Consider the following 25,461-nt stretch of genomic DNA (forward strand, 5'->3'; position numbering starts at 1 on the left):
GCGTCACATTCGCTCGGTACTCCAAAGACAGGGCACATCCCCCGTGTGGCCCCTGGAGGTGGCGTATGGCGGCATCGGTCAGGCACGAGACGCGGGCCCTGCTCCGCGCGCATCTGTCGGCCGCGTCGTCATACGGTCACGTGACGCGCCACTGTCCGATCTGTCACCGGCTGTTGCGGCTCGCGCTGGACTCGCCGGCGCCACAGTCTCCGACAGGCCGTCAAGAGGGCGTCGAGGACGGGAGCGCGTCCACGGCGTGAGCCCCGCGGGCCCCAACGTCCTTGCCGCGCCGACCTCCTGGAGGCCACGCCTCCATTAGCGCACAGGCGCCCGGCCCAACAACCACCATGCCGTGTGACGGGTGTCACCGCATGAGTTTTGGAAACGGTGGCACTTACGACTCCCCTACAACTAGTCAATTTAATATGTGCAATTGCACCCGGTTCCGCGGTGCTCGCACAGCCGATCCGACGCACGTCCCCAGACTCCGACAAGCCCGCTCACAGAACCGGCCGACCGCGCACCACCAGGCACAGGACCGGACACAAAAAAGATCGCGCTGGACCCGGCGGAGTCCAGCGCGATCAACGACGCACCTCTGTTGGGGCAGGGACGGCGTCGCTTGGAGCTGTGGTCCGAGCGCCCCGGCAGATTGGGGGACCTGCCGTTTTGCCCGGTTATTCAGTTGTTCAGGCCTCGCTGCGCTGCTGCGGAATGCCCGCGAGCAGAGCGCGGACCTCGGCTTCGCGGTAGCGGCGATGCCCGCCGAGCGTGCGGATCGACGTGAGCTTGCCGGCCTTCGCCCAGCGCGTGACCGTCTTCGGGTCGACGCGGAACATGGTGGCGACCTCAGCCGGGGTCAGCAGCGGCTCGGCATCAGGGGTGCGAGCGGTCATGAGCGGCCTCCTCGGGAGAACCGAACCTTCTCGGTTCATTCCTCTAAATTCTGCACCTTGACCCGCGTTGCCCGAAATGGCGGACGCGAGTCGAGTCGGTTATAGGACGAACGGCTTGTCCTCGGCACTACAACTACACCATCTGTCCAGCCGCGTCGGCCAAACCGATGGAATTGCCCTCCCAGGTGTTCATCAGCGACGGAAGCCGATGGACCATGCCATAGCGGACAGTCACGCCACTGTGACGATCAGTCACAGGACGATCAGGGGCCACTTGACCTGTCATCAGACCCCCCAAAGCGTGCAATGCTGAGAATCCGCCCACAGTGCATCACAGCAGGACGGAAGGAGCCCTCCCCGGGCTCCTTGTCCTATTTTGGCATGAGGAGGGGGAAGGGGCGCAAGAGTGATGTACGTGCGGTCCGTCACGCTTGACACATACGCCCGGATCGGGACCTACGTCCCTTGTCGAGATGACATCAGCCCACACCGAACGAGTGTCTGAGCGGAAGACGAAACCCCACATCGGGCGGTACGTCAAACGTCAGTTCGCGGACCGCCGGTCCCGGACCGCCCGCCAGCGCTCCACGAGCCGCCCGTAGGCCTCCCCCGCCGTGGCCCCGTCGCCGTGGCGCAGCGCCTCGATGCCCTCGGCCACGTCCGCCGCCGAGTGGTCGGCCTCCAGCTCGCCGGCCGGCAGGGCGTGCACCAGTCCGCCGTAGTCCAGCTCCACCAGGGAGCGCGGGTGGAACTCCTCCAGCCAGCGCCCCACATCCACCAGGCCGTCGATGAGCGGCCCCTCGTCCACGGCCTCCCGCAGGGCCCGCAGGCCCCGGGCCACCCGCCGGCGGGCCTGCACCATCGGCGTCCGGTAGCGCAGCACCGGCGCGGCCGCCCCGGCGCCCTCGCCGCCCCGGTCGTACTCCCGCTCCGCGTCGGAGACCAGTACGAACCAGTTGATCGGCACCTGCCAGGTGGCGGTGCGGATCCAGGGGCGGGCATCCGGATTCCGCTCCAGCCAGCGCTCGTAGTCCTGCGCGGTCTGACGACGTACGACCGGTGGGATCAGGGCGTCCAGAACGGGTTCCGGAAAGTCCTCGGCCACGTCCTCCAGGGCCTGCCAACCGCGCAGCCGGGTCCGCCAGGGGCAGACGCAGACCACGCCGTCGACCTCCGTCACGAAGGCGTCGGCGCTCTCGTGCACCGGCACCGCCACGGGCGGGGTGGGCAGCAGGTCGGCCAGGGAACGGCGGAGTTCTTCCTGGTAGGAGGGCCGGTCCGGGCGGCGCGCGTAACGGGTCCAGTGGGCGCGCTCCTCGTCGGGGAAGGCGGCCAGCGGTTCGTACACACGCAGGTACGCCGCGTACGGGACGATCACCGAGGACACCTTGGGCACGCCTGCTCCCTCCCCCGCGCACCGACGCGAAAACCTGCGGAGACTCGTGGAAACGGATCACAAACGCGCGAGAATCTCTGCGAATCGTCGCACGCCCGTACTCCGTGCGGAGGTGATCCTCGGCACTGTGCGGCGGGCGGGCACCACCAGGCTCTAATCTCATGCCACAGTCCCCGCCACCCGCACGGGGACTGCCGCCCATCGCCGCAACTACACAGGAGTCACCACCGTGACCGACGTAACCGGCGCACCTGCTGATGTACTGCACACCCTGTTCCACTCGGACCAGGGGGGTCATGAGCAAGTCGTGCTCTGCCAGGACCGTGCCAGCGGTCTCAAGGCCGTCATCGCCATCCACTCCACCGACCTGGGCCCCGCGCTCGGCGGTACCCGCTTCTACCCGTACGCGAGCGAGGCGGAGGCCGTCGCCGACGCGCTGAACCTCGCGCGCGGGATGTCGTACAAGAACGCCATGGCCGGTCTCGACCACGGCGGCGGCAAGGCCGTGATCATCGGTGATCCGGGACAGATCAAGAGCGAGGAACTGCTCCTCGCCTACGGCCGGTTCGTCGCCTCGCTCGGCGGCCGCTACGTCACCGCGTGCGACGTCGGCACCTACGTCGCCGACATGGACGTCGTGGCCCGCGAGTGCGGCTGGACCACCGGCCGCTCCCCCGAGAACGGCGGCGCGGGCGACTCCTCCGTCCTCACCTCCTTCGGCGTCTACCAGGGCATGCGGGCCGCCGCCCAGCACCTGTGGGGAGACCCGACGCTGCGCGACCGCACCGTCGGCATCGCGGGCGTCGGCAAGGTCGGCCACCACCTGGTCGAGCACCTGCTCGCCGAGGGCGCCCACGTGGTCGTCACCGACGTACGCAAGGACGTCGTTCGGGCCGTCACGGAGCGGCACCCGTCGGTGGTCGCCGTCGCCGACACCGACGCGCTGATCCGGGTGGAGAACCTGGACATCTACGCCCCCTGCGCGCTGGGCGGCGCCCTGAACGACGACACCGTGCCGGTGCTGACCGCCAGGGTGGTGTGCGGCGCGGCCAACAACCAGCTCGCCCACCCGGGCGTCGAGAAGGACCTCGCCGACCGCGGGATCCTCTACGCGCCCGACTACGTGGTGAACGCCGGTGGTGTCATCCAGGTCGCCGACGAGCTGCACGGCTTCGACTTCGACCGGTGCAAGGGGAAGGCCGCGAAGATCTACGACACCACGCTGGCCATATTCGCACGTGCGAAGGAGGACGGTATTCCGCCGGCCGCCGCGGCCGACCGGATCGCCGAGCAGCGGATGGCGGAGGCCCGTCCCCGGCGGTGATCGGCGGGGCCGCACAGGGGTCCTCGCAGGTTTGACCGGTACCCGTCGGGGGGCAGTTGGAGAGAACTCTCACTTATCCCGGCGGGTCGACCGTCGAAAGGTGGTTAAAATCGCCGTTGACCAGCGAGGACGGGCACCTCGCAGGTCCTGGGCATGGCCACGTCCTGCGGGCGACGTACCGTATGGGCGTGGGCTCAGGTACCGTGGAAGCCCTACGGACCGGTCTCTCCACGGAGAGCCCGTTCCGGACCATGAACGCGTGTCAAGACTCTGGGGCCGTCGAGCCCCGTCGTTGAGGGGGTCGAGCCATGGGGCGCGGCCGGGCCAAGGCCAAGCAGACGAAGGTCGCCCGCCAGCTGAAGTACAACAGCGGTGGGACTGATCTCTCCCGCCTGGCCGAGGAGCTGGGCGCATCGCCGGCGAATTCGCAACCGCCGAATGGCGAGCAATTCGAGGACGATGAGCAAGACGATGACGTGTACGCGAAGTACGCCGACCTCTATGAGGACGACGACGAGGACGAGGACGGCCAGTCCCCGCAACAGCGACGCGGCGCTTGACCTTGCACTGAGCACCTTCCCGGTCGGTGGCATCTGTCACCGACCGGGTTCTGTGCTACCCGCAGGGTCTCGGGCGGCCGGGTGTCAGACGGCGTAGTCGCCCACCAGCGCCGCGCCGCTCTCGTGGTCGCCGCGGTCGGTGATCTCGCCGGCCACCCAGGCGTCCACGCCGCGGTCGGCGAGGGTCGTCAGGGCCACGTCCGTCGACTCCTCGGGCACGATGGCGATCATGCCCACGCCCATGTTGAGGGTCTTCTCCAGCTCCAGGCGCTCGACCCGGCCGGTCCGGCCGACGAGGTCGAAGACCGCGCCCGGAGTCCAGGTGGAGCGGTCGACGACGGCGTGCAGACCGTCGGGGATCACGCGGGCCAGATTGGCCGCGAGCCCGCCGCCGGTGACGTGGCTGAAGGCGTGGACCTCGGCGGTGCGGATCAGGGCCAGGCAGTCCAGGGAGTAGATCTTGGTCGGCTCCAGCAGCTCCTCGCCGAGGGGCCGGCCGAGGCCGTCCAGGTGGGCGTCCAGGGACAGCCCGCCCTCGTTCAGCAGGACGTGGCGGACGAGCGAGTACCCGTTCGAGTGAAGCCCGGAGGAGGCCATGGCGATCACCGCGTCACCCGTACGGATGCGATCCGGGCCCAGCAGCCGGTCGGCCTCCACGACGCCCGTGCCCGCGCCGGCGACGTCGAAGTCGTCCGCGCCCAGCAGGCCCGGGTGCTCGGCCGTCTCGCCGCCCACCAGGGCGCACCCGGCCAGCACACAGCCCTCGGCGATGCCCTTGACGATCGCGGCGACACGCTCGGGGTGGACCTTGCCGACGCAGATGTAGTCGGTCATGAAGAGCGGCTCGGCGCCGCACACCACGATGTCGTCCATGACCATGGCGACCAGGTCGTGGCCGATGGTGTCGTAGACGCCCAGCTGCCGGGCGATGTCGACCTTGGTGCCGACGCCGTCGGTGGCGGAGGCGAGCAGGGGACGCTCGTACTTCTTGAGGGCGGAGGCGTCGAAGAGGCCGGCGAAGCCGCCGAGGCCGCCGAGGACCTCGGGGCGCCGCGTCTTCTTGACCCATTCCTTCATGAGCTCGACCGCGCGGTCGCCCGCCTCGATGTCGACGCCGGCGGCTGCGTAGCTGGCACCAGTTGTGTCAGGCATGACGATGAGAACCTTCGTGTCGTACGGCAGGGAGGCCGGGGAAGCCTGGGAAGCCTGTGGAACGGACGGCTACGGGCGACGGATGGCGTCGGCGGCGGCCGTACCGGCGGGCCCGGCGGCCAGCTCGGTCTCCAGGAGCTGCTTGCCGAGCAGCTCGGGGTCGGGAAGCTCCATCGGGTACTCCCCGTCGAAGCAGGCGCGGCACAGGTTCGGCTTGGCGATGGTGGTCGCCTCGATCATGCCGTCGATGGAGATGTACGCCAGCGAGTCGGCGCCCATCGAGGTGCCGATCTCCTCGACGCTCATGCCGTTGGCGATGAGCTCGGCGCGGGTGGCGAAGTCGATGCCGAAGAAGCAGGGCCACTTCACGGGCGGGGACGAGATCCGCACGTGGACCTCGGCGGCACCGGCCTCGCGGAGCATGCGGACCAGGGCCCGCTGGGTGTTGCCGCGGACGATGGAGTCGTCCACGACGACCAGCCGCTTGCCCTTGATGACTTCCTTCAGGGGGTTCAGCTTCAGGCGGATGCCCAGCTGGCGGATGGTCTGTGAGGGTTGGATGAAGGTGCGGCCGACATAGGCGTTCTTCACCAGGCCGGCGCCGAAGGGGATGCCGGAGGCCTCGGCGTAACCGATCGCGGCGGGGGTGCCGGACTCCGGGGTCGCTATGACGAGGTCGGCCTCGGCGGGGGCCTCCTTCGCCAGTCTGCGGCCCATCTCGACCCGGGAGAGGTAGACGTTGCGGCCGGCGATGTCGGTGTCCGGGCGGGCCAGGTACACGTACTCGAAGACACAGCCCTTGGGCTTCGCTTCTGCGAATCGCGACGTGCGCAGGCCGTTCTCGTCGATGGCGACGAACTCGCCCGGCTCGATCTCGCGGACGTAGGAGGCGCCGCAGATGTCGAGCGCGGCGGACTCGGAGGCGACCACCCAGCCGCGCTCGAGGCGGCCGAGGACCAGCGGGCGGATGCCCTGCGGGTCACGGGCTGCGTAGAGGGTGTGCTCGTCCATGAAGACGAGGCTGAAGGCACCGCGCACCTGGGGCAGCACCTTGACGGCCGCCTCCTCGACGGTCAGCGGCTTGCCGTCGTCGTCGACCTGGCCCGCGAGGAGGGCGGTGATCAGGTCGGTGTCGTTGGTCGCCGCGACGCGGGTGGAGCGGCCGTCCTGCTTGGGCAGGTCCGCGACCATCTCGGCGAGCTGGGCGGTGTTGACGAGGTTGCCGTTGTGCCCGAGCGCGATGGAACCCTGCGCGGTGGCACGGAACGTCGGCTGGGCGTTCTCCCACACGGAGGCGCCGGTGGTCGAGTAGCGGGCGTGACCGACCGCGATGTGACCCTGGAGCGAACCGAGCGAGGTCTCGTCGAAGACCTGGGAAACGAGGCCCATGTCCTTGAAGACGAGGATCTGGGAGCCGTTGCTGACCGCGATTCCCGCGGATTCCTGGCCCCGATGCTGGAGGGCGTAGAGCCCGAAGTAGGAGAGTTTTGCGACCTCTTCGCCCGGAGCCCAGACACCGAAGACGCCGCATGCGTCCTGGGGGCCCTTCTCGCCGGGAAGCAGATCGTGATTGAGTCGACCGTCACCACGTGGCACGCCACCGAGTGTAGGCGAGATCGACCACTGGTCCGAATTGGGGATATCGGCTCACGATCGGATCACTGGTCGGCGACGGCCCGGACGGTGGCACCGTCTTCGCTGGTCAGCGTCAGGGTTTCATGATCGATCCGGTAGTGGACCTTGCCGTCGAAGAGGGCCAGCATCCGCTTCTCGGCGTCCATGAGTGAGCCTTCGCACATCATTCGGGTGGTGGACGGGGCGCCGAGGGTGATACGTCCGTCGCTGACCGTGGCCCTGGCGTTGACGTGGTTGCAGGGCAGGCGGCCGGAGACGGTCTTGGCGTCCTGGTCGAAGGTGAGGTGGGCGCGGCCCTTGTGGCCGGGGGTGGTCACCGTCCATTTCGTCCCGTACAGGGACGCGTCCTGCGGCCTGCTCAGCCGGACGGTGTCGCCGTCGGAGGTGGTGAGGGTGAGCTTCTCGCCCTCGTGCTTGGTGGTGAGCGAGCCGGTGGTGAGGGTGCGGCCGAGGGACTTCTCGAAGTCGACGGGCGTGTTCTCGCAGGCCTTCTCGGTGAACATGCCGTCACTGAGCCGGACGCTCCCGCCGTCGACGTCGGCACGGGCGCTGAAGGTGTTGCAGCCGGTGCTGCCCGCGGCTTCGCCGCCCTCGTCGATCCGTACGTGTGCCGCGTCCGGCGCCCGGTGGGTGGTGCCGTCGACAGTGACGCTGTCGATGCTCCACCGGACGCCGGTGACGGACTGCCCGCCCGCGCCCACGGAACCGCTGCCGGTGTCGTCGGCCGTCTCGCTGCCGCAGGCCGCGGCGAGCGGGACGAGCGCGGCGACGGCCGCCACGGTCAGGGTCATGCTGCGCTGCTGCTTCTGCCTGTACATGCCCATTCGACGGAGGCGGGGAAGGACCGGTTCCCCTCAGCTCAGCAGGGGCAGCAGCTCCTCGAGGTCGGCCCGCTCCCCACTCGCGCTCACCTTGGCCGCCGCCAAGGCGTCCTTCCAGGCCAGCCGCCCGGTGGCCAGCCGCATCCAGGTCAGCGGGTCGGTCTCGACGACGTTGGGCGGTGTACCCCGGGTGTGCCGGGGCCCTTCCACGCACTGCACGACCGCGTACGGCGGGATCCGCACCTCCGTCGAACCGCCGGGCGCCTTCACCGCGAGCGCGTCGGCCAGCAACCGTGTCGCGGCGGCCAGCGCCTGCCGGTCGTACGGGATGTCGAGGCCGGGGACCGCGGCGTTCAGGTCGTCGGTGTGCACGACCAGCTCGACGGTGCGGGTGACGACGTAGTCGGCCAGCGGCAGGGCGCCCGCGCTGGTGGGGAGCAGCCTGCCGCCGGGCCGGGTGTCGAGCCGCTCGGTGAAGCACCGCTCGACCTCGGCGAGGTGGGCGTCCAGGTCCGGATGCTCGGCGGCGAGCCGCCGGGCGGTCCCGGCGATGGCGCCGGCGTCGGCGGCGATCGCGAACGGCCAGTCCAGCAGCCGCCCGTCCTGCCGCACGGGCTCGGGCTCCCCCAGCAGCCGGTCCACGGCGGCCAGCGCCATCCCGACGTGCGCCACCAGCTCCCGCACGGTCCAGTCACCGAGCCTGGTGGGCAACGCGAGCTGCTCGGGGGTGAGGGCACGGACCGCCGCCCGCACGTTGCCGAACTGAGCGAGGACGGCGGCGCGGGTGCGGGCGGGGTCGTAGGCGCGGGGGCGTTTCCTGGCGGGCGGCATGGCGGTGAGCCTATGCGGGCGTGGCGGTCGGCGAGGGCGTCTCGAAGACCTCGCCGTTGCGCGGGACGCCGATGCCGGGCCAGGTGAAGGGGACGCCCTGGGCGGTGTCCGGGTCGGGGCCGTCCATCAGCTGGAAGTGGACGTGCGGCTCGGTGGAGTTGCCGGAGTTGCCGCACCGGGCGAGGACCTGGCCGGCGTGGACCCGGTCGCCCTCGCGGACGGCGAAGGAGCCGCGCCGGACGTGGGCGTAGAGGGCGTGGGTGCCGTCGCCGAGGTCGAGGACCAGGTGGTTGCCGACGATGCGGCGGACGCCCGTCATCTCCCGCGCCGAGCCCTCGAGGATCATCAGGTACAGCAGCGCGGGCAGCGAGTTGCGGCTGAGGTGGTCGCGCTGGCCGTCGTCGGCCCGTACGACCGTGCCGTCGGCCACCGCGAGGAGCGGGGCGCCGAACGCCGGGAAGTCGCGGGCGTGCCGGGCGGGCGGCCACAGGACGCGGAAGCCGGGGCGGGCGCCGGGCTCCGGTTCGGCGACGAGGTCGATGGCGAAGGTCTGGCCGTAGGCGTGGACGCCGTGGCTCGGGGTGCGGCTGGCGGGACTGTTCAGCGCGGACCAGCGGCCGCTGACGGGCGGCGCGACCTCGACGGGCTCGCGGGCCTTGCCGGACGCGTCCGGGGCGCCGCCGTTCCACCGGTTGACCACGGTGATCAGGACGTAGGCGAGGACCAGCGGCGCGAAGACGCACCACCACGGATACCCGGGGTCGAAGACGACGCCGACGGCCACCAGGGCCAGGAAGGCGAGTTGCAGTACCCGGAAGGTGATCATGGCGAGCTTGCGTGCGGACATCGTTCCCCCTTGATCGTGACGGTTCCGTGGGTGTCGTGATGTTCCCGGTCAGTTCCGGGCCGTCGACAGCGCCACCAGCAGCGGTACGACCCGCCCCGGCGGCACCTCGTGGCGGCCCCGGCCGGTGGTGTGCAGCCAGCCGGCGCCGGTGAGCTGGCGCAGGTGGTGGTAGATCTGGCCGGTCGTGCCCACCCCGTCCAGCTCGGCCAGCTCGGCCGCGGTGCGCCGGCCGCCGAGGATCTCCCGCAGCAGCCGCAGCCGCACGGGATGCCCGAGCGCGGCGAACACCTCGGCGGAGTCGGCCCACTCGGCGTCCATCAGGCCGTCGGTGAGCGCGCCGTGCTGCCAGCCGTACTGCTCACCGGTCGGCAGGCGTACGGAGCCGGTGAACAGGACGCCCCCGGCCGCGGCCTTCATCTCCGCGAGCTGCTCCTTCAGGCCGTCCAGGGCCCAGAAGTCGCCCTCCTGGACGCGGGGTGCGGGCCGGTCGACGGCTTCCAGTGCGGCGAGGCGCCGTTCGAGATCGGCCACGCGTTGTTCCAGTCGCTGCTCCACTCCGACGAGATTACGGAAGTACGTAATTACGTGCAACCCTGAATCCGGATCACTCGTACGTGCGCCCGTCCGAGCAACTCGCCCTCGCGGCGCCGGAGCCCGGACCGTCACCCTCGAGTTCGTCGACGGACGCCTCGCGGTCAGGAAGGCGACGGACGGGGACCACGGCACCGTCGTGTCCTGGCTGGTCAGGCGCTGCCGGCAGACCCGGCCCGACCTGGAACTCGACACGGAGATCCGCAAGAACTACGTGCGGTGAAACGCCGAGGTCCCGCCCGGAATCGGACGGGACCTCGGTCTCACGGCAGCCGTGCGCTCAGGCCAGCAGCGCCGGGATCGTGCCCTCGTGGGCCTCGCGCAGCTCGGTCAGGGGGAGGGTGAACTCGCCCTGGACCTCCACCGCGTCGCCGTCCACTACGCCGATGCGGGTGACGGGCAGGCCGCGCGCGCCGCACATGTCGTTGAAGCGGAGCTCCTCCGAGCGCGGGACGGCGACGACCGCGCGGCCCGCCGACTCCGAGAACAGGAAGGTGAAGGCGTCGAGCCCGTCCGGTACGACCAGACGCGCGCCCTTGCCGCCGAGCAGCGCCGACTCGACGACCGCCTGGACCAGACCGCCGTCGGACAGGTCGTGCGCGGAGTCGATCATGCCGTCGCGGGAGGCCGAGATCAGGATCTCGCCCAGCAGACGCTCGCGCTCCAAGTCGACCTTCGGGGGCAGGCCGCCGAGGTGGTCGTGGATCACCTGGGACCAGGCCGAGCCGCCGAACTCCTCCCGGGTGTCACCGAGGAGGTACAGCAGCTGGCCCTCCTCCTGGAAGGCGACCGGCGTGCGGCGGGCCACGTCGTCGATGACGCCCAGCACGGCCACCACCGGGGTCGGGTGGATGGCCGCCTCGCCCGTCTGGTTGTAGAGCGAGACGTTGCCGCCCGTGACCGGAGTACCGAGCTGGAGGCACCCGTCGGCCAGGCCGCGCACGGCCTCCGCGAACTGCCACATGACCGCCGGGTCCTCCGGAGAGCCGAAGTTCAGACAGTCGGAGACCGCCAGCGGCTTCGCACCGGTCGTCGCCACGTTGCGGTAGGCCTCCGCCAGCGCCAGCTGCGCGCCCGTGTACGGGTCGAGCTTGGCGTAGCGGCCGTTGCCGTCGGTGGCGATGGCGACGCCGAGGCCGGACTCCTCGTCCACGCGGATCATGCCCGAGTCCTCGGGCTGGGCGAGGACGGTGTTGCCCTGCACGAAGTGGTCGTACTGCTGGGTGATCCACTGCTTGGACGCCTGGTTCGGGGACCCGACCAGCTTGCGGACCTGGTCCGCGAGCTCCTCGCCCGACTCCGGCCGCGGCAGCTTGTTCGCGTCGTCGGCCTGGAGGGCGTCCTGCCAGTCCGGACGGGCCAGGGGGCGCTCGTAGACCGGGCCGTCGTGGGCGACCGTGCGCGGGTCGACGTCGACGATCTTGCCGCCGTGCCAGAAGATCTCCAGCCGGTCGCCGTCGGTGACCTCACCGATGACGGTGGCGATGACGTCCCACTTGTCGCAGATCTCGAGGAAGCGGTCGACCTTCCCCGGCTCGACGACCGCGCACATGCGCTCCTGCGACTCGCTCATGAGGATTTCCTCGGGCGAGAGGGTCGAGTCGCGCAGGGGTACGTCGTCCAGGGTGACGCGCATGCCGCCGGAGCCGTTCGACGCCAGCTCGGACGTGGCGCAGGACAGGCCCGCCGCGCCCAGGTCCTGGATGCCGACGACCAGCTTCTCGGCGAACGCCTCCAGGGTGCACTCGATGAGGAGCTTCTCCTGGAAGGGGTCGCCGACCTGGACGGCGGGGCGCTTGGAGGGCTTGGCGTCGTCGAAGGTCTCGGAGGCGAGGATCGACGCGCCGCCGATGCCGTCGCCGCCGGTGCGGGCGCCGTACAGGATGACCTTGTTGCCCGCGCCCGACGCCTTGGCGAGGTGGATGTCCTCGTGCCGCATGACGCCGATGGCACCGGCGTTGACCAGCGGGTTGCCCTGGTAGCAGGCGTCGAAGACGACCTCGCCGCCGATGTTGGGCAGACCCAGGCAGTTGCCGTAGCCGCCGATGCCGGCGACGACGCCCGGGAGGACGCGCTTGGTGTCGGGGTGGTCCGCGGCGCCGAAGCGCAGGGGGTCGACCACGGCCACCGGACGGGCACCCATCGCGATGATGTCGCGCACGATGCCGCCGACACCCGTGGCCGCGCCCTGGTAGGGCTCGACGTAGGAGGGGTGGTTGTGCGACTCGACCTTGAAGGTGACCGCGTAGCCCTGGCCGACGTCGACCACACCGGCGTTCTCGCCGATGCCGACGAGCATCGCCTCGGACTCGGGGGCCTTCTCGCCGAACTGGCGCAGGTGCACCTTGCTGCTCTTGTACGAGCAGTGCTCGGACCACATGACGGAGTACATGGCCAGCTCCGCCCCGGTGGGGCGGCGGCCGAGGATCTCCACGACCCTCTCGTACTCGTCCTTCTTCAGGCCCAGCTCGGCCCAGGGCAGCTCGACGTCGGGGGTCGCGGTCGCGTGCTCGACCGTGTCCAGAGGCGTCCGGCTCATGCGTTGACCAGCTTCTTGAGGATCGAGGTGAAGAACGGCAGGCCGTCGGTACGGCCCGTACCGATCAGCGACTCGACGGCGTGCTCGGGGTGCGGCATGAGGCCGACGACGTTCCCGGCGGCGTTGGTGATGCCCGCGATGTCGTTGAGCGAGCCGTTGGGGTTCACGTCCAGGTAGCGGAAGGCGACGCGGCCCTCCGCCTCCAGCTCGTCCAGCGTGCGCCGGTCGGCGACGTAGCGGCCGTCCATGTTCTTCAGCGGGATGTGGATCTCCTGGCCGGCGGTGTAGTCGCTGGTCCAGGAGGTGTCCGCGTTCTCCACCCGCAGCTTCTGGTCGCGGCAGATGAAGTGCAGGTGGTCGTTGCCCAGCATGGCGCCCGGCAGCAGGTGGGCCTCCGTGAGGATCTGGAAGCCGTTGCAGATGCCGAGCACCGGGAGGCCGGACTTCGCCTGGTCGATGACGGTGTCCATCACCGGCGAGAAGCGCGAGATGGCGCCGGCACGCAGATAATCGCCGTACGAGAATCCGCCGCACAGCACCACGGCGTCGACCTGCCCCAGGTCCTTGTCCTTGTGCCAGAGAGCGACGGGTTCGGCGCCGGCGACGCGGATCGCGCGCTGCGTGTCCCGGTCGTCGAGACTGCCGGGGAAAGTGACGACGCCAATACGAGCGGTCACTTCGCGGCCCCCGCGACTACGTCCTCGGACTCGACCTTGACGGTGAAGTCCTCGATCACGGTGTTGGCGAGGAAGGATTCCGCAAGATCATGGATGCGGGCGAGGGCGGCGTCGTCGACCGGCCCGTCCACTTCCAGTTCGAATCGCTTTCCCTGGCGGACGTCCGAGATCCCTTCGAAACCCAGTCGCGGCAGTGCGCGCTGCACCGCCTGGCCCTGGGGGTCGAGGATCTCCGGCTTGAGCATGACGTCGACTACGACGCGTGCCACTGGCACTCCCGGTGTGTGGTGCTGAGCAGGTTCCTTCAGACTACCCGTACAAAATTTCTACGCGCGTAGCCTTGGAGGAAACTACGTGACCCCTGTCACGATTCCGCATCGAGGGGAGGCGGTCACGAAAAGCTTCGGGAAAGATCCCGGATCGAGCGCGGGACACCTATTGCGCGACGGACACGCCAAGAGATTTAGTCGGTCTTCCCATTGCAATGCCGGGCACTGTACAAATGAAATGTCATTAGCCGATACTTTGCCCAATTACAGGCGAACAGTCGGCATCATCGCGGCGTCTTGGCACGTTCGGGCACGTCATCGCGGAGATGCCGCACGAAGGGACCGATATTCGTGGCGCAGCGTGTCGTGGTCACTCTCTTTGACGACATCGACGGCTCGGAAGCGGCGGAGACGATCGCCTTCGGAGTCGACGGCCGTACGTACGAGATCGACCTGAACGAAGCCAATGCCCGGAAACTGCGCAAGGCGCTCGAGCCGTACGTCTCGGCCGGCCGCAAGCGCTCCCGGTCCGGCAAGGCGTACCGGCAGACGGAGGTCGCCCCCGACCCGGCGGCGGTCCGGGCCTGGGCCCAGGCGAACAAGATGGACGTGCCCGCGCGGGGCCGGATCCCGAAGAAGGTGTACGAGGCGTTCGCCGAGGCGCGGTGAGCCGCCGGGCCCCGTCCCGGGCGTGACCGAGGCCGACGGACGCTCAGCCGCCCCTCGCGGCAGCCGACTTGCGCAGCACCCAGGGTGATCAGCTAAAGTCTGGAGCACGCCGAGGGGCGAGGCCGAAAAGGCCCAGCTCACGGAACATGCGGGTGTAGTTCAGTAGTAGAACATCCCCCTTCCAGGGGGAAGGCGCAGTGTGCAATTCCTGTCACCCGCTCTGCATCGCCGTACCGATGGTCCGATTGGATCAGGTAGGCTGGTGCTCGCACCGATCGGTGAAGGCCGGTCGGGGGCAATGCGGACGTAGCTCAGTTGGTAGAGCGCAACCTTGCCAAGGTTGAGGTCGCGAGTTCGAACCTCGTCGTCCGCTCGGGAATCAGGCCCCGGTCCTCAGGACCGGGGTCTTTTCGTGTGCCTGAACCCGAGCGGCGTCCGGCAGCCCGGCCCTGACATTTGTCATGCGGGGTGATGACGGGCCGCACTGTCGGCGGGCCCCGTGTGCCGGAAGGCTTGGGGCATGCAATCAAACGGACACGAACACGTGATTGAGGTCACCGACCTGCGGCGTGTGTACGGGGGCGGGTTCGAGGCCGTACGCGGAATCGACTTCTCCGTGCGCCGCGGCGAGGTCTTCGCCCTGCTCGGCACCAACGGCGCGGGCAAGACGTCGACGGTCGAACTGCTCGAGGGCCTCGCCGCACCGGCCGGCGGGCGGGTGCGCGTCCTCGGGCACGACCCGTACACCGAGCGGGCCGCCGTACGCCCCCGCACCGGGGTCATGCTCCAGGAGGGCGGCTTCCCCTCCGAGCTGACCGTCGCCGAGACCGCCCGGATGTGGGCGGGGTGCGTGAGCGGGGCCCGCCCGCCGACGGAGGTGCTGGGGCTGGTCGGTCTCGAGTCGAAGACCGACACCCGCGTCAAGCAACTGTCCGGAGGCCAGCGGCGCCGCCTGGACCTGGCGCTCGCGCTGCTCGGCGACCCCGAGGTGCTCTTCCTCGACGAGCCCAGCACCGGACTGGACGCCGAAGGGCGCCGCGACACCTGGGAGTTGGTGAGCGCGTTGCGCGACCAGGGCACCACCGTGCTGCTGACCACGCACTACCTGGAGGAGGCCGAGAACCTCGCCGACCGGCTCGCGATCATGCACGAGGGCCGGATCGCCGCGACCGGCACCCCGGCCGAGGTGACCGCCGCCCAGCCGTCCCGGATCTCCTTCGAACTGCCCGCCGGCTACTTCGTGGGCGACCTGCCGCCGCTCGGCGAACTGGGCGTGAGCGACCACGAGGTCGACGGCCGGATGATCAAGCTGCGCACCCGGGAGCTCCAGCGCGCGGCCACCGGACTGCTGGTGTGGGCCGCACAGGCCGGAGTCGAGCTGCGCCGCCTGGACGTGCGCTCGGCGTCCCTGGAGGAGGCCTTCCTGAGCATCGCCAAGGAGGTGTCCGCGCGGACGGCCGACGGGACGACGCCTCAGACACCTCGGACACCTGGGACGCCTGGGACGACGAAGGAGTACGCCGCATGAGCGCCACGACCACCCATGACCCGGCCGCCACGCGCGCCGTACCCGCCCCGGCGAGCACGCCCAGGACGCGCATGACCGCCCTCGCCCGCGCCGAACTGACCCTGCTCGGGCGCAACAAGGGCACCCTCTTCGCCGCGCTGTTCGTACCGCTGGTGCTGCCGTTCAGCGTGCGGTCGGCGGCCAAGGAGATGGACCTCGCCGGAGCCGGGCTGACCACCGGCACCCTCGTCCTGCCCGCCGCGATCGGCTTCTCCCTGCTGTTCGCCGTCTACTCGGCCCTCGTCGGCGTCTTCGTCGTCCGGCGCGAGGAACTCGTCCTCAAGCGGCTGCGCACCGGAGAGCTGCGGGACGTGGAGATCCTCGCCGGCTCGGCGACACCGGCCCTGCTCAGCGGGCTCGTGCAGTGCCTGCTGCTCGCGGTGGGCTGCGCGGCGCTGCTCGACCTGTCGGCGCCGTCCGCGGTCCACCTGTCCGTCCTCGGCCTGCTGCTCGGTCTGGTGATGTGCGCGGCGCTCGCGGCCGTCACCGCGAGCTTCACCAAGACCGGTGAGAGCGCGCAGGTCACGCCGCTGCCCTTCATGTTCGTCTCGATGCTCGGCTCCGGCATGTTCGTCCCGCTGGAACTGCTTCCCGACCGGCTGGCCTCGATCTGCGAACTGCTGCCGCTGACGCCCGTCATCACCCTGGTGCGCGGCGGCTGGACCGGCGACCTGTCCGGCGCCGAGGCGATGGGCGCCGTCGTGACGGCGGTGGCCTGGACCGTGGTCGCGGTGTTTGCTGTACGACGGTGGTTCCGCTGGGAGCCACGGCACTGAGGCACGGGGCGACTGGGAGCGGCGGACGGATGCGCAGGCCGGGCGGATGGTGGCGGGTCAAGAGCACGCCGGAGAAAGTGGAGACGTACACGCGGTGGTCGTTCCACTTCTTCGGCGCCATCGAGATCGTCGCGCTGGGGGTGACCGCCTACGGGCGGGCCGAGGCCGGGCTCGCCACCGCGCTGTGCCTGCTGGTCACCGTGCACGCCGCCGTCTGCATGCTGGTCTCGTCCCGGGCACTGGACTGGACGCTCGGGCGGCGGCCGCAGCCCGTGCGGCTGATGTGGGCTCTCGTCGTCGTCACCGCCGTGGTCTCGGTCACCGCGGTCGGGATCGCGGAGCGCGGACCGGCCGGCGAGGTGGAGACCGCGGCGGGCACGGTCTACGGGGGAGTGATGTGCTTCGGCGCCGGTGTCATCACGCTCGGGGTGCGCGGCCGGCGGCGCATGGTCGCCGTCGTCGGGGCCTTCGCGCTGGGCGCCGGGCTCATCACGTTCCCGCTGGACATGCCCGTCCTCGCGTCGGTCGTGCTGGCGGGCCTGGTGATGGTGACCGGCGGGTTCCTCGCCGTCACCTCGATCTTCTCCCTCTGGCTGCTCAACGCGGTCTACGCGCTCGACGACGCCAAGGAGACCAGGGCCCGGCTCGCCGTCGCCGAGGAGCGGCTGCGGTTCGGCCGGGACCTGCACGACGTGATGGGACGGAACCTGGCGGTGATCGCGCTCAAGAGCGAACTGGCCGTCCAGCTGGCCCGGCGCGGACGGCCCGAGGCGGTGGAGCAGATGATCGAGGTGCAGCGCATCGCCCAGGAGTCGCAGCGCGAGGTCCGGGACGTCGTACGCGGCTACCGGGAGGTCGCCCTGGAGGTCGAACTGGCCGGCGCCCGGGGCGTGCTCTCGGCGGCCGGCATCGTCTCGGAGGTCACCGGCGGCACGGCCGGCCTGCCCGCCGAGGTGCAGTCCGCGCTCGGCTGGGTGGTGCGGGAGGCGACCACGAACGTGCTGCGGCACGGGGACGCGAAGAAGGTCACCGTGATGGTGCGGATGTCGGAGGGACGTGTAGTGCTGACGGTGGAGAACGACGGGGTGGCCGAGCCGACCGGGGAAGAACCCCTGGCGGGCTCGGGTGGCTCGGGCGGCTCGGGTCGCTCGGGCGGTTCGGGGCTCGCGGGGCTGCGGGAGCGGCTGTCCGCCGTGGACGGGACGCTGGAGGCGGGGACCGTCGGCAAGGGCGTGTTCCGGCTGACGGCCGAGGTGCCGCTGCCGGCCGCCGGGGCCGGGACCGCGCTGGAGGTCGCGTCGTGACGACGGCCGTGCGCGTGCTGCTCGCCGACGACGAGCACCTCATCCGCGGGGCGCTGGCCGCCCTGCTGTCCCTGGAGGACGACCTGGTCGTGGTCGCCGAGGCGGCGACCGGTCCGGAGGCGCTGGCGATGGCGCGGGCGCACGCGCCGGACGTCGCCGTACTGGATCTCCAGATGCCCGGCGCCGACGGTGTGAGGGTTGCCACATCCCTGCGGGCCGAGCTGCCCGCCTGCAAGGTGCTGATCGTGACCAGTCACGGCCGGCCCGGGCACCTGAAGCGGGCGCTCGCGGCAGGGGTGCGCGGGTTCGTCCCCAAGACGACCAGCGCCCAGCGGCTCGCCGAACTGATCCGTACGGTGCACGCCGGAAACCGGTACGTCGACCCCGAGTTGGCCGCCGACGCGATCTCCGCCGGGGACTCGCCGCTGACCGCGCGCGAGGCCGAGGTGCTGGAGCACGCCGCCGACGGGGCGCCCGTCGCGGAGATCGCCGAGCGCGCCGCACTCGCCGAGGGGACCGTACGGAACTACCTCTCGTCGGCCGCGAGCAAGCTCGGGGCGGAGAACCGGCACGCGGCGGTGCGGCTCGCCCGGGAGCGGGGTTGGGTATAGTGGCTGTCGCGCCACGGTGAAGTCCACGACGAAGCCCGCGCGCAGTGCGAACGTAGCTCAGTTGGTAGAGCGCAACCTTGCCAAGGTTGAGGTCGCGAGTTCGAACCTCGTCGTTCGCTCCAGGTGAGAAGCCCCCGGCTCCGGCCGGGGGCTTCTTCGTGTGCCGGGGCCTCTTCGGGGGTGGCCCCGGCCCCTCTAGCTCCAGCTCAGGCCGGTCAGGCGCTCGTAGGCCTCCACGTACTTGGCGCGGGTGGCGTCCACGACCTGCTGCGGCAGCGCCGGCGGGGGCTGCTCGCTCTTCCGGTCCCAGCCGGACTCCGCCGAGGTCAGCCAGTCCCGCACGAACTGCTTGTCGTACGACGGCTGCGCGCGGCCCGGCTGCCACTGGTCGGCCGGCCAGAAGCGGGAGGAGTCCGGGGTGAGGACCTCGTCGGCGAGGACCAGGGTGTCGTCCCCGTCGAAGCCGAACTCGAACTTGGTGTCCGCGAGGACGACGCCGCGGTCGCGGGCGATGTCCCGGGCGCGGGAGTACACGGCGAGGGTCGCCTGGCGCAGGGCGGCCGCGGTGTCCGCGCCGACCTGGCGGGCGACCTCCTCGTAGGAGACGTTCTCGTCGTGCTCGCCGACCTCGGCCTTGGTGGCCGGGGTGAAGATCGGGCCGGGCAGCTCCGAGCCGTCGACGAGGCCCTCGGGCAGCGCGAGGCCGCACACGGTACGGGTCTCGTTGTACTCCGCCAGCCCGGAGCCGGTGAGGTAACCGCGGGCCACGCACTCCACGGGGACCATCCGCAGCGACTTGCAGACCAGCGCGCGGCCCTCCCAGTCGGCGGGGGCGCCCGGCGGCAGCTCGGTGCTCAGGACATGGTTCGGGGCCAGGTCGGCGAGCTGGTCGAACCACCACAGGGAGAGCTGGGTGAGGACCCGGCCCTTGTCGGGGATCTCGGTCGGCAGCACCCAGTCGTAGGCGGACATGCGGTCGCTGGCGACCATCACGAGGTCGCCCGCCTCGTTCCGGTACAGCTCGCGCACCTTGCCGGTGTGCAGATGCACCAGACCCGGAACCTGGATCGGCTCGGGCTTTTCAACGAATCCGGACACGGTTCCTCCCCGTGGTTCTGTCTAGTACGTCGATTGTCCCGTACGTCGGGAGGAGGGCGACGGGCGGGGCGGTCCCTGCGCAGGTCAGTCCCGTTTGCAGATGCGGTCCAGGAGGTTGGCGGTGGCGCGCTGGACGCGCGGGTCGACGTGGCCGGGGCGGTCCAGGGCCGGGGACCAGGCGAAGGTTCCGGAAGCGAAGACCCAGGCGCCGGACGGGGCCCGGTACAGCGACGTCTCCTGGTGGCGCCGTGCGCCGTCGGCGTCGGTGTACGGCGAGTGGGCGAGCAGGACCCGCTCGTCGTGCTCGGGGAGCGCGGTGCGCGGGAAGTAGCGGTCGGCCTCGCCGGCGACCAAATCCTCGATCTCGTCACCCTCGTGCGCTCCGGTGGCCTCCCAGAGCCAGTGGTCGGCGTTGCGGACGACCATCGGGTGCGGTTCGGGGACGCGGCCGGCGTACTGGATGCCGAGCAGCTGCTGCTCGGCGCGGTCGATCTCCCGCCACAGGGCGGGCCGCCCCGGGCCCCTGCGTTTGCGGCAGGTCAGCAGGCGGTCGGGGGCGCCGGACGGGGAGGGGGCCAGCTCCACCTGCCAGTACATGGTGTTGGCGGAGAGGAAGACCAGGGACGTGCCCTGCTCGCGGGCGAGTCCCGCGGTGCGGCGCATGGGGGTGGACCAGTACTCGTCGTGGCCGGGGAAGACCAGGCCCCGGTAGCGGGCCGGGTCGATGCGGCCGGAGTGCAGGTCGCGGGCGTCGGCGTAGGCGAGGTCGTAGCCGTAGCGCTCGGCGAAGCGGATGAAGTCGTAGGCGTGCCCGACGTGCAGCGGCAGGCCCGCGCCCGCGTACGGGCGGTCGAAGGAGACGGTCGTCGCGGCGTCCGCCTCGCCCAGCAGCCGGCCCTTCTCGTCCCAGGCGTGGTAGAGGCTGGCTCCGGTGCGGCCGTCCTCGGGGTAGAGGTTGTACGCCTGCCAGGTGACGTCCGGCAGGAGCAGGAGCAGGTCGGCCGGGTGGCTGTCGCGGACCGTGAAGGGGACGTGGGAGCGGTAGCCGTCGACGGTGGTGAGGACGGCCACGTACGCGCCGATGTTCCAGTACGTGGGGATCTGGAGCCGCCAGGACAGCCACCAGTGGTGGCAGGAGACCGTGCGGTCGGCGGTGAGCGGAGGGGGCTGGACGATGCCGGACAGCCGGGGGCTGGTGGTGATCTTGGCGGCGCCGTCACCGCCGTAGTGGCCGATCCGGTAGACGTCGACGCTGAACTCCTGCGGCGGGTCGACGGTGATGTGGAAGTCGATGGCCTCGCCGGGCGCGGCGGCTCCGGTCGCGGTGAAGCCCTTGATCTGGCGGCGGACGTCGTCGGCGGCGCGGGGGCCGCCGCCGGTGCCGGGGTGCCCGTCCGGGTCCTGGGCGGTGGCGTCCCGGTCCGCGTACCAGGCGACCACCTGGCCGGTGTCCCCGAAGTACGTCTCACCCCCGCGCAGCCACGGAACGGGCCCCAGTCCGAAGGGGTCCGTCACGGCGTGCGCGAGTGCTCCCGACTCCCAGCGGCGGATCTGCTCGGGCCCCATGGGAAAGTCCCCTCCCTCGTGCCCCCGTGGTCGTGCGTATGACGAAACGCTCTTGCCATGTGCGCGATCGGTCCCAGCACATCACATTTCGCACGCGGGCTGTCACTGTTCGTTGCGAACTGGCCGAAAGTGGAATGGGAGGATCCGATTCACCTCGGCGCGAGAGGTCAGACCAGGCGCACCGGCTTCTCCGGGCGAACGCCGAGTTCGGTCATCCAGGCGCGCAGCGGGCCCGGGTCGCCGGTCTCGACGAGGCTGAGCACGCTGGGGGCCAGGTCCGCGGCGCGGGCGCCGCTGAACAGGAGCGACGGTCCGTCGAGCCAGTCCAGGCCCGGCGCCGCGCCCGCGGTGTCCATCGCCGCGCAGCACACCATCGCCGTGATGTGCGCGGTGAGGATCTCGCGGCCGGTGCGCGGGGGCTGCAACGGGAGGAGAGGGAGCGCCCGGTCGTCCCAGAGAGCGGGGTCGGGCCCGGCTGCCGGCCCCGGGGCGGACGAGCCTCCGGCTCCGGTGGGCCGCCCCTCCGCCTCCTCGCGGGCCAACTGCGCACTGAGCCCGGCGGCCAGCGCCGCGCCACGGTCCGTGGTACCGGCGAGGTCGTCCTCGTCGTCGGCGGGGGCGGGGGCGTCGGCGAGGGCCGGGGCGTCGGCGGGGGCCGGGGCGTCGGTGGGGGTGCGGTGGTCGGGGTGGCCTTCGCCGGGGAGGGCCGCGTCGGTGGGGGTGCGGTGGTCCGGGCGGCCTTCACCGGGGAGGGCCGCGTCGGTGGGGGTGCGGTGGTCCGGGCGGCCTTCACCGGGAACGGCCACGTCGGCCGGGGTGCGGTGGTCCGGGCGGCCTTCACCGGGGAGGGCCGCGTCGGCCGGGGCGCGGTGGTCCGGGCGGCCTTCACCGGGAACGGCCGCGTCGGCCGGGGCGCGGTGGTCCGGGCGGCCTTCACCGGGAACGGCCACGTCGGCAGGGGCGCGGTGGTCCGGGCGGCCTTCACCGGGAACGGCCACGTCGGCCGGGGCGCGGTGGTCGGCGGAGGCGTCTGAGTCGCCGTGCGGCGGGTGCGGGGCGCCGGTGGCAGCGTCCGGCGCGCCGGTGCCAGCACCGGTGACGGCACCGGGCCCAGCCCCGGTCGCGGTAGCCGCCTCGGGTCGACGCCCGACCTCTGCTCCGGTCGGGGTCCCAGCCCCGGCCGTGGTCCCGGGCTCAGTGTCGGCCTCGGTCCAGGTCCCGGACGCGGTCTCGGTCCCGGAAGCAGGGCCGGTCCCGGAGGCAGGGTCGGTCCAGACCCTATGGCCAGGCCCTGCCCCAATTCCCCTCCCGGCCCCTGCTTCGGGTCCAGTCGCGGCCCCGGGATCAGTCGCCGGAGAAGCGTCGGGCACCACGGGGTCCGGGGTCGTGAGGTGGTCCAGGACGCGGGCCAGGGTCGGGCCGTCGGTGCCCGGTGCGGCGGTGCGGCGGACGCCGAGGGTGTCCAGGACGCGGTGCAGGCGGGCCGCGTCCGTGCGCCAGGTCCGGTCGACGACCTCCTCGGGGTACTCGTCCCAGCCCACCGGCGACCAGTCCGGGCCCGCCTCGGCGGGCCCGCCGTGGAAGAGGCGCGCGGCGAGGAGCGAGACCGCCTCGTCCATCGCCCCGGGCTCCTCCAGCAGGTCGCAGGCGGGACGCTCGCCCAGTCGGGAGGCGAACCCCTCGGCCAGGCGGTCGCGGCGGGACAGCTCCGTGAGGGCGGCGACGACGCCCACGTCCAGCCGGGAGGGCCAGCGGCCCATCCGCCAGGCGGGCAGCGCGACCCGGGTCAGCAGCCGGTCCCAGCCCGCGTAGGCGAGCCCGACCTGCTCCTGCGCGACGATCCGCAGCCCGTAGTCCACAGCCTGTGCACGCTCGGCGGCGGCCACCGCGACCCCGCGCTCCATCTCGGCCGCGTGAGCGCGACAACTGCGCAGCAGCAGCCGGGACACCCAGCCCAGGCCCGCGCACGCCACACGGGACAGCGGGTCGCGTCGGCCCGCCGAGGCCACCGCCACGGCGGCGTCCAGGCCCCGTATGAAGCGCCGGGCGGCGGCTATGTCGGGGTGCGCCGAGGGTCCCGTACCGGCGACGACCGGGGCGAGGACGGCGCGCAGCTCGCCCACCCGCATCCACCACAGGAAGGGCGAGCCGATGACCAGGACGGGCGCGGCGGCACTCCGGCGCCGGGCGGGTCCGCCCAGGCCGGCCAGGTCGTCGTCGTCCTTCTCCTCGGGCGGCGGCCGGCCGTGGGCCGGATGGGTACGGTCCTCCAGCCAGCTGTCGCAGTCCGGGGTGAGGGCTATCGCGGAGGGGGCGGGGACGTCGAGCCGGTCGGCCAGGTCGCGCACCATCCGGTAGAGGTCCGGCGCGGACTCCTCGGCGATCGTGACCGTGGGCGTCACGGCGGGCCGGGAGCGGGCCACGACCAGGGCGACCCCGGCGGCGGCCGGCAGCACGAGCAGCGCGAGGACGGACACGGCCCAGCGCACGACGTCCCAGCCCTCGCCCGCGAGGCGCCCGGTGGAGCCGCCGACGAGGAGGATCACGGCGGCGGCAGCGGGCAGCAGGGCCACGGCCAGCGCACGGCTGCGCACGCGCAGCACCGCCAGTGCCCGGGAACGCGCGGCCTGCACGCCCATCTCCACACCACCGATAGCGGTCACGGCGGACCTCACCCCCTCATCGCTGTCCTGTCTGCCCTGTCTGTCCTGGACCGTCCTGCTGCTCTTGTGGTCTTCCGCTCTTGCTCACTCCCCCCACTGTGGCACCCGGCACTGACATCGCAATGCCGGTGGGCCAAGTGCCGGAACGCTTGCGCGGCACCATAGTTGGGGCCCCCGCGCCCGTCAGCCGTATGGCCCATCGGTCACTCGATGGAATGGCTTTGGGGAAAGGTGGAGACGGACAGCAAGGGTCAGGCCCCGGTTCCTGAGGAGACGGAGCCGGGGCCTGTCGTGTTCGGTGCGGAACGGGTGTTCAGGGAGTCCAGGGGACCCCCTCGGTCACGCGCCCGCCGCCCGCGCCGCGATGTCGGTGCGGTGCTGCGAGCCGTCGAGGCCGATGCGGGCGACGGCCCGGTAGGCGCGGTCGCGTGCCTCGGTGAGGTCGGCGCCGGTGGCCGTGACGGACAGGACGCGCCCGCCGGCGCTGAGCACGGCGTCGCCCTCGGCCCGGGTGCCGGCGTGCAGGACGTAGGCGTGCGGGGCGTCCTCCGCGGCCACCTCGTCGAGGCCGGTGATCGGGTCGCCGGTGCGCGGGGTGCCGGGGTAGTTGTGGGAGGCGACGACCACGGTGACGGCCGCGTCGTCGCTCCAGCGCAGCGGCTCGAGGTCGGCGAGGTTGCCGGTGGCGGCGGCCATCAGCAGACCGGCCAGCGGGGTCCTCAGGCGGGCCAGTACGACCTGGGTCTCGGGGTCGCCGAAACGGGCGTTGAACTCGATCACGCGCACCCCGCGCGAGGTGATCGCGAGACCGGCGTACAGCAGGCCGGAGAACGGGGTGCCGCGGCGGCGCATCTCGTCGACGGTCGGCTGGAGCACGCTCTGCACGACCTCGTCGACCAGCTTGGGGTCGGCCCAGGGCAGCGGCGAGTACGCGCCCATGCCGCCGGTGTTGGGGCCCTCGTCGCCGTCGAGGGCGCGCTTGAAGTCCTGGGCGGGCTGGAGCGGGCGCACGTTCTCGCCGTCGGTGACGGCGAAGAGGGAGACCTCGGGGCCGTCCAGGAACTCCTCGATGACCACGCGGTCGCAGGCCGCCGCGTGCGTCCGGGCCGCCTCGACGTCGTCGGTGACGACGACGCCCTTGCCGGCGGCCAGCCCGTCGTCCTTGACGACGTAGGGCGCGCCGAAGGCGGCGAGGGCCGCGTCGACCTCGGCGGGGTTCGTGCAGACGTAGGAGCGGGCCGTGGGTACGCCGGCGCCGGCCATGACGTCCTTGGCGAAGGCCTTGGAGCCCTCCAGCCGAGCGGCCTCGCCCGAGGGGCCGAAGACTGGGATGCCCGCCTCGCGCACGGCGTCGGCGACCCCGGCGACCAGGGGCGCCTCCGGGCCGACCACGACCAGCTCGGCGCCGAGCCGGGTGGCCAGCGCGGTGACGGCCGCGCCGTCGAGGGCGTCGACCTGGTGCAGTTCGGCGACCTCGGCGATACCGGCGTTGCCGGGTGCGCAGTGCAGCGCGGTCACGTCGGGGTCGAGGGACAGGGAACGGCACAGGGCGTGTTCGCGGGCGCCGCCGCCGATGACAAGGACCTTCACGGGGTCAGCCTAATGGGAACGGGGCGATGCGCTTTGTGCGGGCTTCCGAAGGCACGGGGCGCAGGCGCTTGTGGCTTCC

22 protein-coding genes, 3 tRNA genes and 1 pseudogene are annotated in these 25,461 nt (G+C 71.7%); 11 read left to right on the forward strand and 15 right to left on the reverse strand.

The window, feature by feature from the left end; translation table 11 throughout:
* Nucleotides 1–65: 65 nt before the first annotated feature.
* Nucleotides 66–260 carry a DUF6274 family protein gene (locus ACGH7X_RS18525; RefSeq protein WP_399886457.1) on the forward strand — a complete coding sequence of 65 codons (195 nt, stop codon included), beginning with the start codon at nt 66–68 and terminating at the stop codon, nt 258–260.
* A 429-nt stretch (nt 261–689) separates the two neighbouring features.
* On the opposite strand, the gene bldC is transcribed toward ACGH7X_RS18525, so the two are convergent.
* On the reverse strand, nt 690–896 hold the full coding sequence (gene bldC / locus ACGH7X_RS18530) for a developmental transcriptional regulator BldC (protein ID WP_003949541.1): 207 nt from the start codon (nt 894–896) through the stop codon (nt 690–692).
* 544 nt (nt 897–1,440) lie between these two features.
* Nucleotides 1,441–2,292 carry a hypothetical protein gene (locus ACGH7X_RS18535; protein ID WP_399886458.1) on the reverse strand — a complete coding sequence of 284 codons (852 nt, stop codon included), beginning with the start codon at nt 2,290–2,292 and terminating at the stop codon, nt 1,441–1,443.
* 229 nt (nt 2,293–2,521) lie between these two features.
* On the opposite strand from ACGH7X_RS18535, the gene ACGH7X_RS18540 reads away from it, so the two are divergent.
* Nucleotides 2,522–3,616, forward strand: coding sequence for a Leu/Phe/Val dehydrogenase (locus ACGH7X_RS18540; protein WP_399886459.1), 1,095 nt, complete (start codon nt 2,522–2,524; stop codon nt 3,614–3,616).
* 308 nt (nt 3,617–3,924) lie between these two features.
* The gene (locus ACGH7X_RS18545; protein WP_217162888.1) at nt 3,925–4,176 is read left to right on the forward strand and encodes a DUF3073 domain-containing protein; all 252 of its coding nucleotides are present in this window, start codon (nt 3,925–3,927) and stop codon (nt 4,174–4,176) included.
* An 84-nt stretch (nt 4,177–4,260) separates the two neighbouring features.
* Here ACGH7X_RS18545 and purM read toward each other — a convergent pair whose 3' ends face one another.
* The 9 genes from purM to purS form a co-directional block, all read right to left on the reverse strand.
* Complete coding sequence (gene purM, locus ACGH7X_RS18550) at nt 4,261–5,328, reverse strand: phosphoribosylformylglycinamidine cyclo-ligase (protein ID WP_399886460.1); 1,068 nt, start codon at nt 5,326–5,328, stop codon at nt 4,261–4,263.
* 69 nt (nt 5,329–5,397) lie between these two features.
* A complete protein-coding gene (purF, locus tag ACGH7X_RS18555) occupies nt 5,398–6,924 on the reverse strand; it encodes an amidophosphoribosyltransferase (RefSeq protein WP_399886461.1) in 1,527 nt (508 codons plus the stop codon).
* 62 nt (nt 6,925–6,986) lie between these two features.
* Complete coding sequence (locus tag ACGH7X_RS18560) at nt 6,987–7,781, reverse strand: META domain-containing protein (protein WP_399886462.1); 795 nt, start codon at nt 7,779–7,781, stop codon at nt 6,987–6,989.
* Between the two features lie 36 nt (nt 7,782–7,817).
* Entirely contained in the window at nt 7,818–8,615 is a 798-nt protein-coding gene (locus tag ACGH7X_RS18565) for a sterol carrier family protein (protein WP_399886463.1), read from the reverse strand.
* A 10-nt stretch (nt 8,616–8,625) separates the two neighbouring features.
* Nucleotides 8,626–9,462 (reverse strand): peptidoglycan DD-metalloendopeptidase family protein, encoded by an 837-nt coding sequence (locus tag ACGH7X_RS18570; protein ID WP_399886464.1) that lies wholly within the window; start codon nt 9,460–9,462, stop codon nt 8,626–8,628.
* A 48-nt stretch (nt 9,463–9,510) separates the two neighbouring features.
* Nucleotides 9,511–9,993, reverse strand: a complete 483-nt coding sequence (locus tag ACGH7X_RS18575; protein ID WP_399897144.1) for an ArsR/SmtB family transcription factor — start codon at nt 9,991–9,993, stop codon at nt 9,511–9,513.
* Between the two features lie 340 nt (nt 9,994–10,333).
* Nucleotides 10,334–12,592, reverse strand: coding sequence for a phosphoribosylformylglycinamidine synthase subunit PurL (gene purL, locus ACGH7X_RS18580; protein WP_399886465.1), 2,259 nt, complete (start codon nt 12,590–12,592; stop codon nt 10,334–10,336).
* Nucleotides 12,589–13,269, reverse strand: a complete 681-nt coding sequence (gene purQ, locus ACGH7X_RS18585; protein WP_399886466.1) for a phosphoribosylformylglycinamidine synthase subunit PurQ — start codon at nt 13,267–13,269, stop codon at nt 12,589–12,591. The genes purL and purQ overlap by 4 nt, the downstream gene beginning before the upstream one ends.
* Nucleotides 13,266–13,538, reverse strand: coding sequence for a phosphoribosylformylglycinamidine synthase subunit PurS (gene purS / locus ACGH7X_RS18590; RefSeq protein WP_003974895.1), 273 nt, complete (start codon nt 13,536–13,538; stop codon nt 13,266–13,268). The genes purQ and purS overlap by 4 nt, the downstream gene beginning before the upstream one ends.
* A 351-nt stretch (nt 13,539–13,889) precedes the next feature.
* Between purS and ACGH7X_RS18595 the strand changes: the two genes are divergently transcribed.
* The 8 genes from ACGH7X_RS18595 to ACGH7X_RS18630 all read left to right on the forward strand — a co-directional run bounded on the left by ACGH7X_RS18595 (nt 13,890) and on the right by ACGH7X_RS18630 (nt 18,587).
* On the forward strand, nt 13,890–14,207 hold the full coding sequence (locus ACGH7X_RS18595; RefSeq protein ID WP_399886467.1) for an Lsr2 family protein: 318 nt from the start codon (nt 13,890–13,892) through the stop codon (nt 14,205–14,207).
* A gap of 148 nt (nt 14,208–14,355) precedes the next feature.
* Nucleotides 14,356–14,427, forward strand: a tRNA-Gly gene (locus ACGH7X_RS18600).
* Between the two features lie 80 nt (nt 14,428–14,507).
* Nucleotides 14,508–14,580 (forward strand) — tRNA-Gly (locus tag ACGH7X_RS18605).
* A gap of 147 nt (nt 14,581–14,727) precedes the next feature.
* Nucleotides 14,728–15,735, forward strand: a complete 1,008-nt coding sequence (locus ACGH7X_RS18610) for an ABC transporter ATP-binding protein (RefSeq protein ID WP_399886468.1) — start codon at nt 14,728–14,730, stop codon at nt 15,733–15,735.
* On the forward strand, nt 15,732–16,550 hold the full coding sequence (locus ACGH7X_RS18615; protein WP_399886469.1) for an ABC transporter permease: 819 nt from the start codon (nt 15,732–15,734) through the stop codon (nt 16,548–16,550). Before ACGH7X_RS18610 ends, ACGH7X_RS18615 begins: the two co-directional genes overlap by 4 nt.
* Before the next feature lie 29 nt (nt 16,551–16,579).
* Nucleotides 16,580–17,854, forward strand: coding sequence for a sensor histidine kinase (locus tag ACGH7X_RS18620; RefSeq protein ID WP_399886470.1), 1,275 nt, complete (start codon nt 16,580–16,582; stop codon nt 17,852–17,854).
* Nucleotides 17,851–18,465 carry a response regulator gene (locus tag ACGH7X_RS18625; RefSeq protein ID WP_399886471.1) on the forward strand — a complete coding sequence of 205 codons (615 nt, stop codon included), beginning with the start codon at nt 17,851–17,853 and terminating at the stop codon, nt 18,463–18,465. Before ACGH7X_RS18620 ends, ACGH7X_RS18625 begins: the two co-directional genes overlap by 4 nt.
* Nucleotides 18,466–18,511: 46 nt before the next feature.
* Nucleotides 18,512–18,587 (forward strand) — tRNA-Gly (locus ACGH7X_RS18630).
* Between the two features lie 73 nt (nt 18,588–18,660).
* On the opposite strand, the gene ACGH7X_RS18635 is transcribed toward ACGH7X_RS18630, so the two are convergent.
* From ACGH7X_RS18635 to purD, 4 genes and pseudogenes are all read right to left on the reverse strand, one after another.
* On the reverse strand, nt 18,661–19,563 hold the full coding sequence (locus ACGH7X_RS18635; RefSeq protein ID WP_399886472.1) for a phosphoribosylaminoimidazolesuccinocarboxamide synthase: 903 nt from the start codon (nt 19,561–19,563) through the stop codon (nt 18,661–18,663).
* A gap of 84 nt (nt 19,564–19,647) precedes the next feature.
* The gene (locus ACGH7X_RS18640; protein WP_399886473.1) at nt 19,648–21,129 is read right to left on the reverse strand and encodes a N,N-dimethylformamidase beta subunit family domain-containing protein; all 1,482 of its coding nucleotides are present in this window, start codon (nt 21,127–21,129) and stop codon (nt 19,648–19,650) included.
* A 1,376-nt stretch (nt 21,130–22,505) separates the two neighbouring features.
* Nucleotides 22,506–23,792 (reverse strand): annotated as a pseudogene (locus tag ACGH7X_RS18645) (hypothetical protein); the annotation flags it as partial.
* Between the two features lie 339 nt (nt 23,793–24,131).
* Nucleotides 24,132–25,382 carry a phosphoribosylamine--glycine ligase gene (gene purD / locus ACGH7X_RS18650; protein WP_399886474.1) on the reverse strand — a complete coding sequence of 417 codons (1,251 nt, stop codon included), beginning with the start codon at nt 25,380–25,382 and terminating at the stop codon, nt 24,132–24,134.
* Nucleotides 25,383–25,461 lie beyond the last annotated feature (79 nt).

It is taken from the genome of Streptomyces sp. BBFR51 (genome assembly GCF_044591655.1).
Taxonomy (GTDB): domain Bacteria; phylum Actinomycetota; class Actinomycetes; order Streptomycetales; family Streptomycetaceae; genus Streptomyces.

Bases quoted from the DNA above. Each gene is read 5' to 3' on its own strand.
- ACGH7X_RS18525 (WP_399886457.1), top strand. From the start codon at position 66: ATGGCGGCATCGGTCAGGCACGAGACGCGGGCCCTGCTCCGCGCGCAT.
- bldC (WP_003949541.1), bottom strand. From the start codon at position 896: ATGACCGCTCGCACCCCTGATGCCGAGCCGCTGCTGACCCCGGCTGAG.
- ACGH7X_RS18545 (WP_217162888.1), top strand. From the start codon at position 3,925: ATGGGGCGCGGCCGGGCCAAGGCCAAGCAGACGAAGGTCGCCCGCCAG.
- purM (WP_399886460.1), bottom strand. From the start codon at position 5,328: ATGCCTGACACAACTGGTGCCAGCTACGCAGCCGCCGGCGTCGACATC.
- ACGH7X_RS18560 (WP_399886462.1), bottom strand. From the start codon at position 7,781: ATGTACAGGCAGAAGCAGCAGCGCAGCATGACCCTGACCGTGGCGGCC.
- ACGH7X_RS18565 (WP_399886463.1), bottom strand. From the start codon at position 8,615: ATGCCGCCCGCCAGGAAACGCCCCCGCGCCTACGACCCCGCCCGCACC.
- ACGH7X_RS18570 (WP_399886464.1), bottom strand. From the start codon at position 9,462: ATGTCCGCACGCAAGCTCGCCATGATCACCTTCCGGGTACTGCAACTC.
- purL (WP_399886465.1), bottom strand. From the start codon at position 12,592: ATGAGCCGGACGCCTCTGGACACGGTCGAGCACGCGACCGCGACCCCC.
- ACGH7X_RS18610 (WP_399886468.1), top strand. From the start codon at position 14,728: ATGCAATCAAACGGACACGAACACGTGATTGAGGTCACCGACCTGCGG.
- ACGH7X_RS18615 (WP_399886469.1), top strand. From the start codon at position 15,732: ATGAGCGCCACGACCACCCATGACCCGGCCGCCACGCGCGCCGTACCC.
- ACGH7X_RS18620 (WP_399886470.1), top strand. From the start codon at position 16,580: ATGCGCAGGCCGGGCGGATGGTGGCGGGTCAAGAGCACGCCGGAGAAA.
- ACGH7X_RS18640 (WP_399886473.1), bottom strand. From the start codon at position 21,129: ATGGGGCCCGAGCAGATCCGCCGCTGGGAGTCGGGAGCACTCGCGCAC.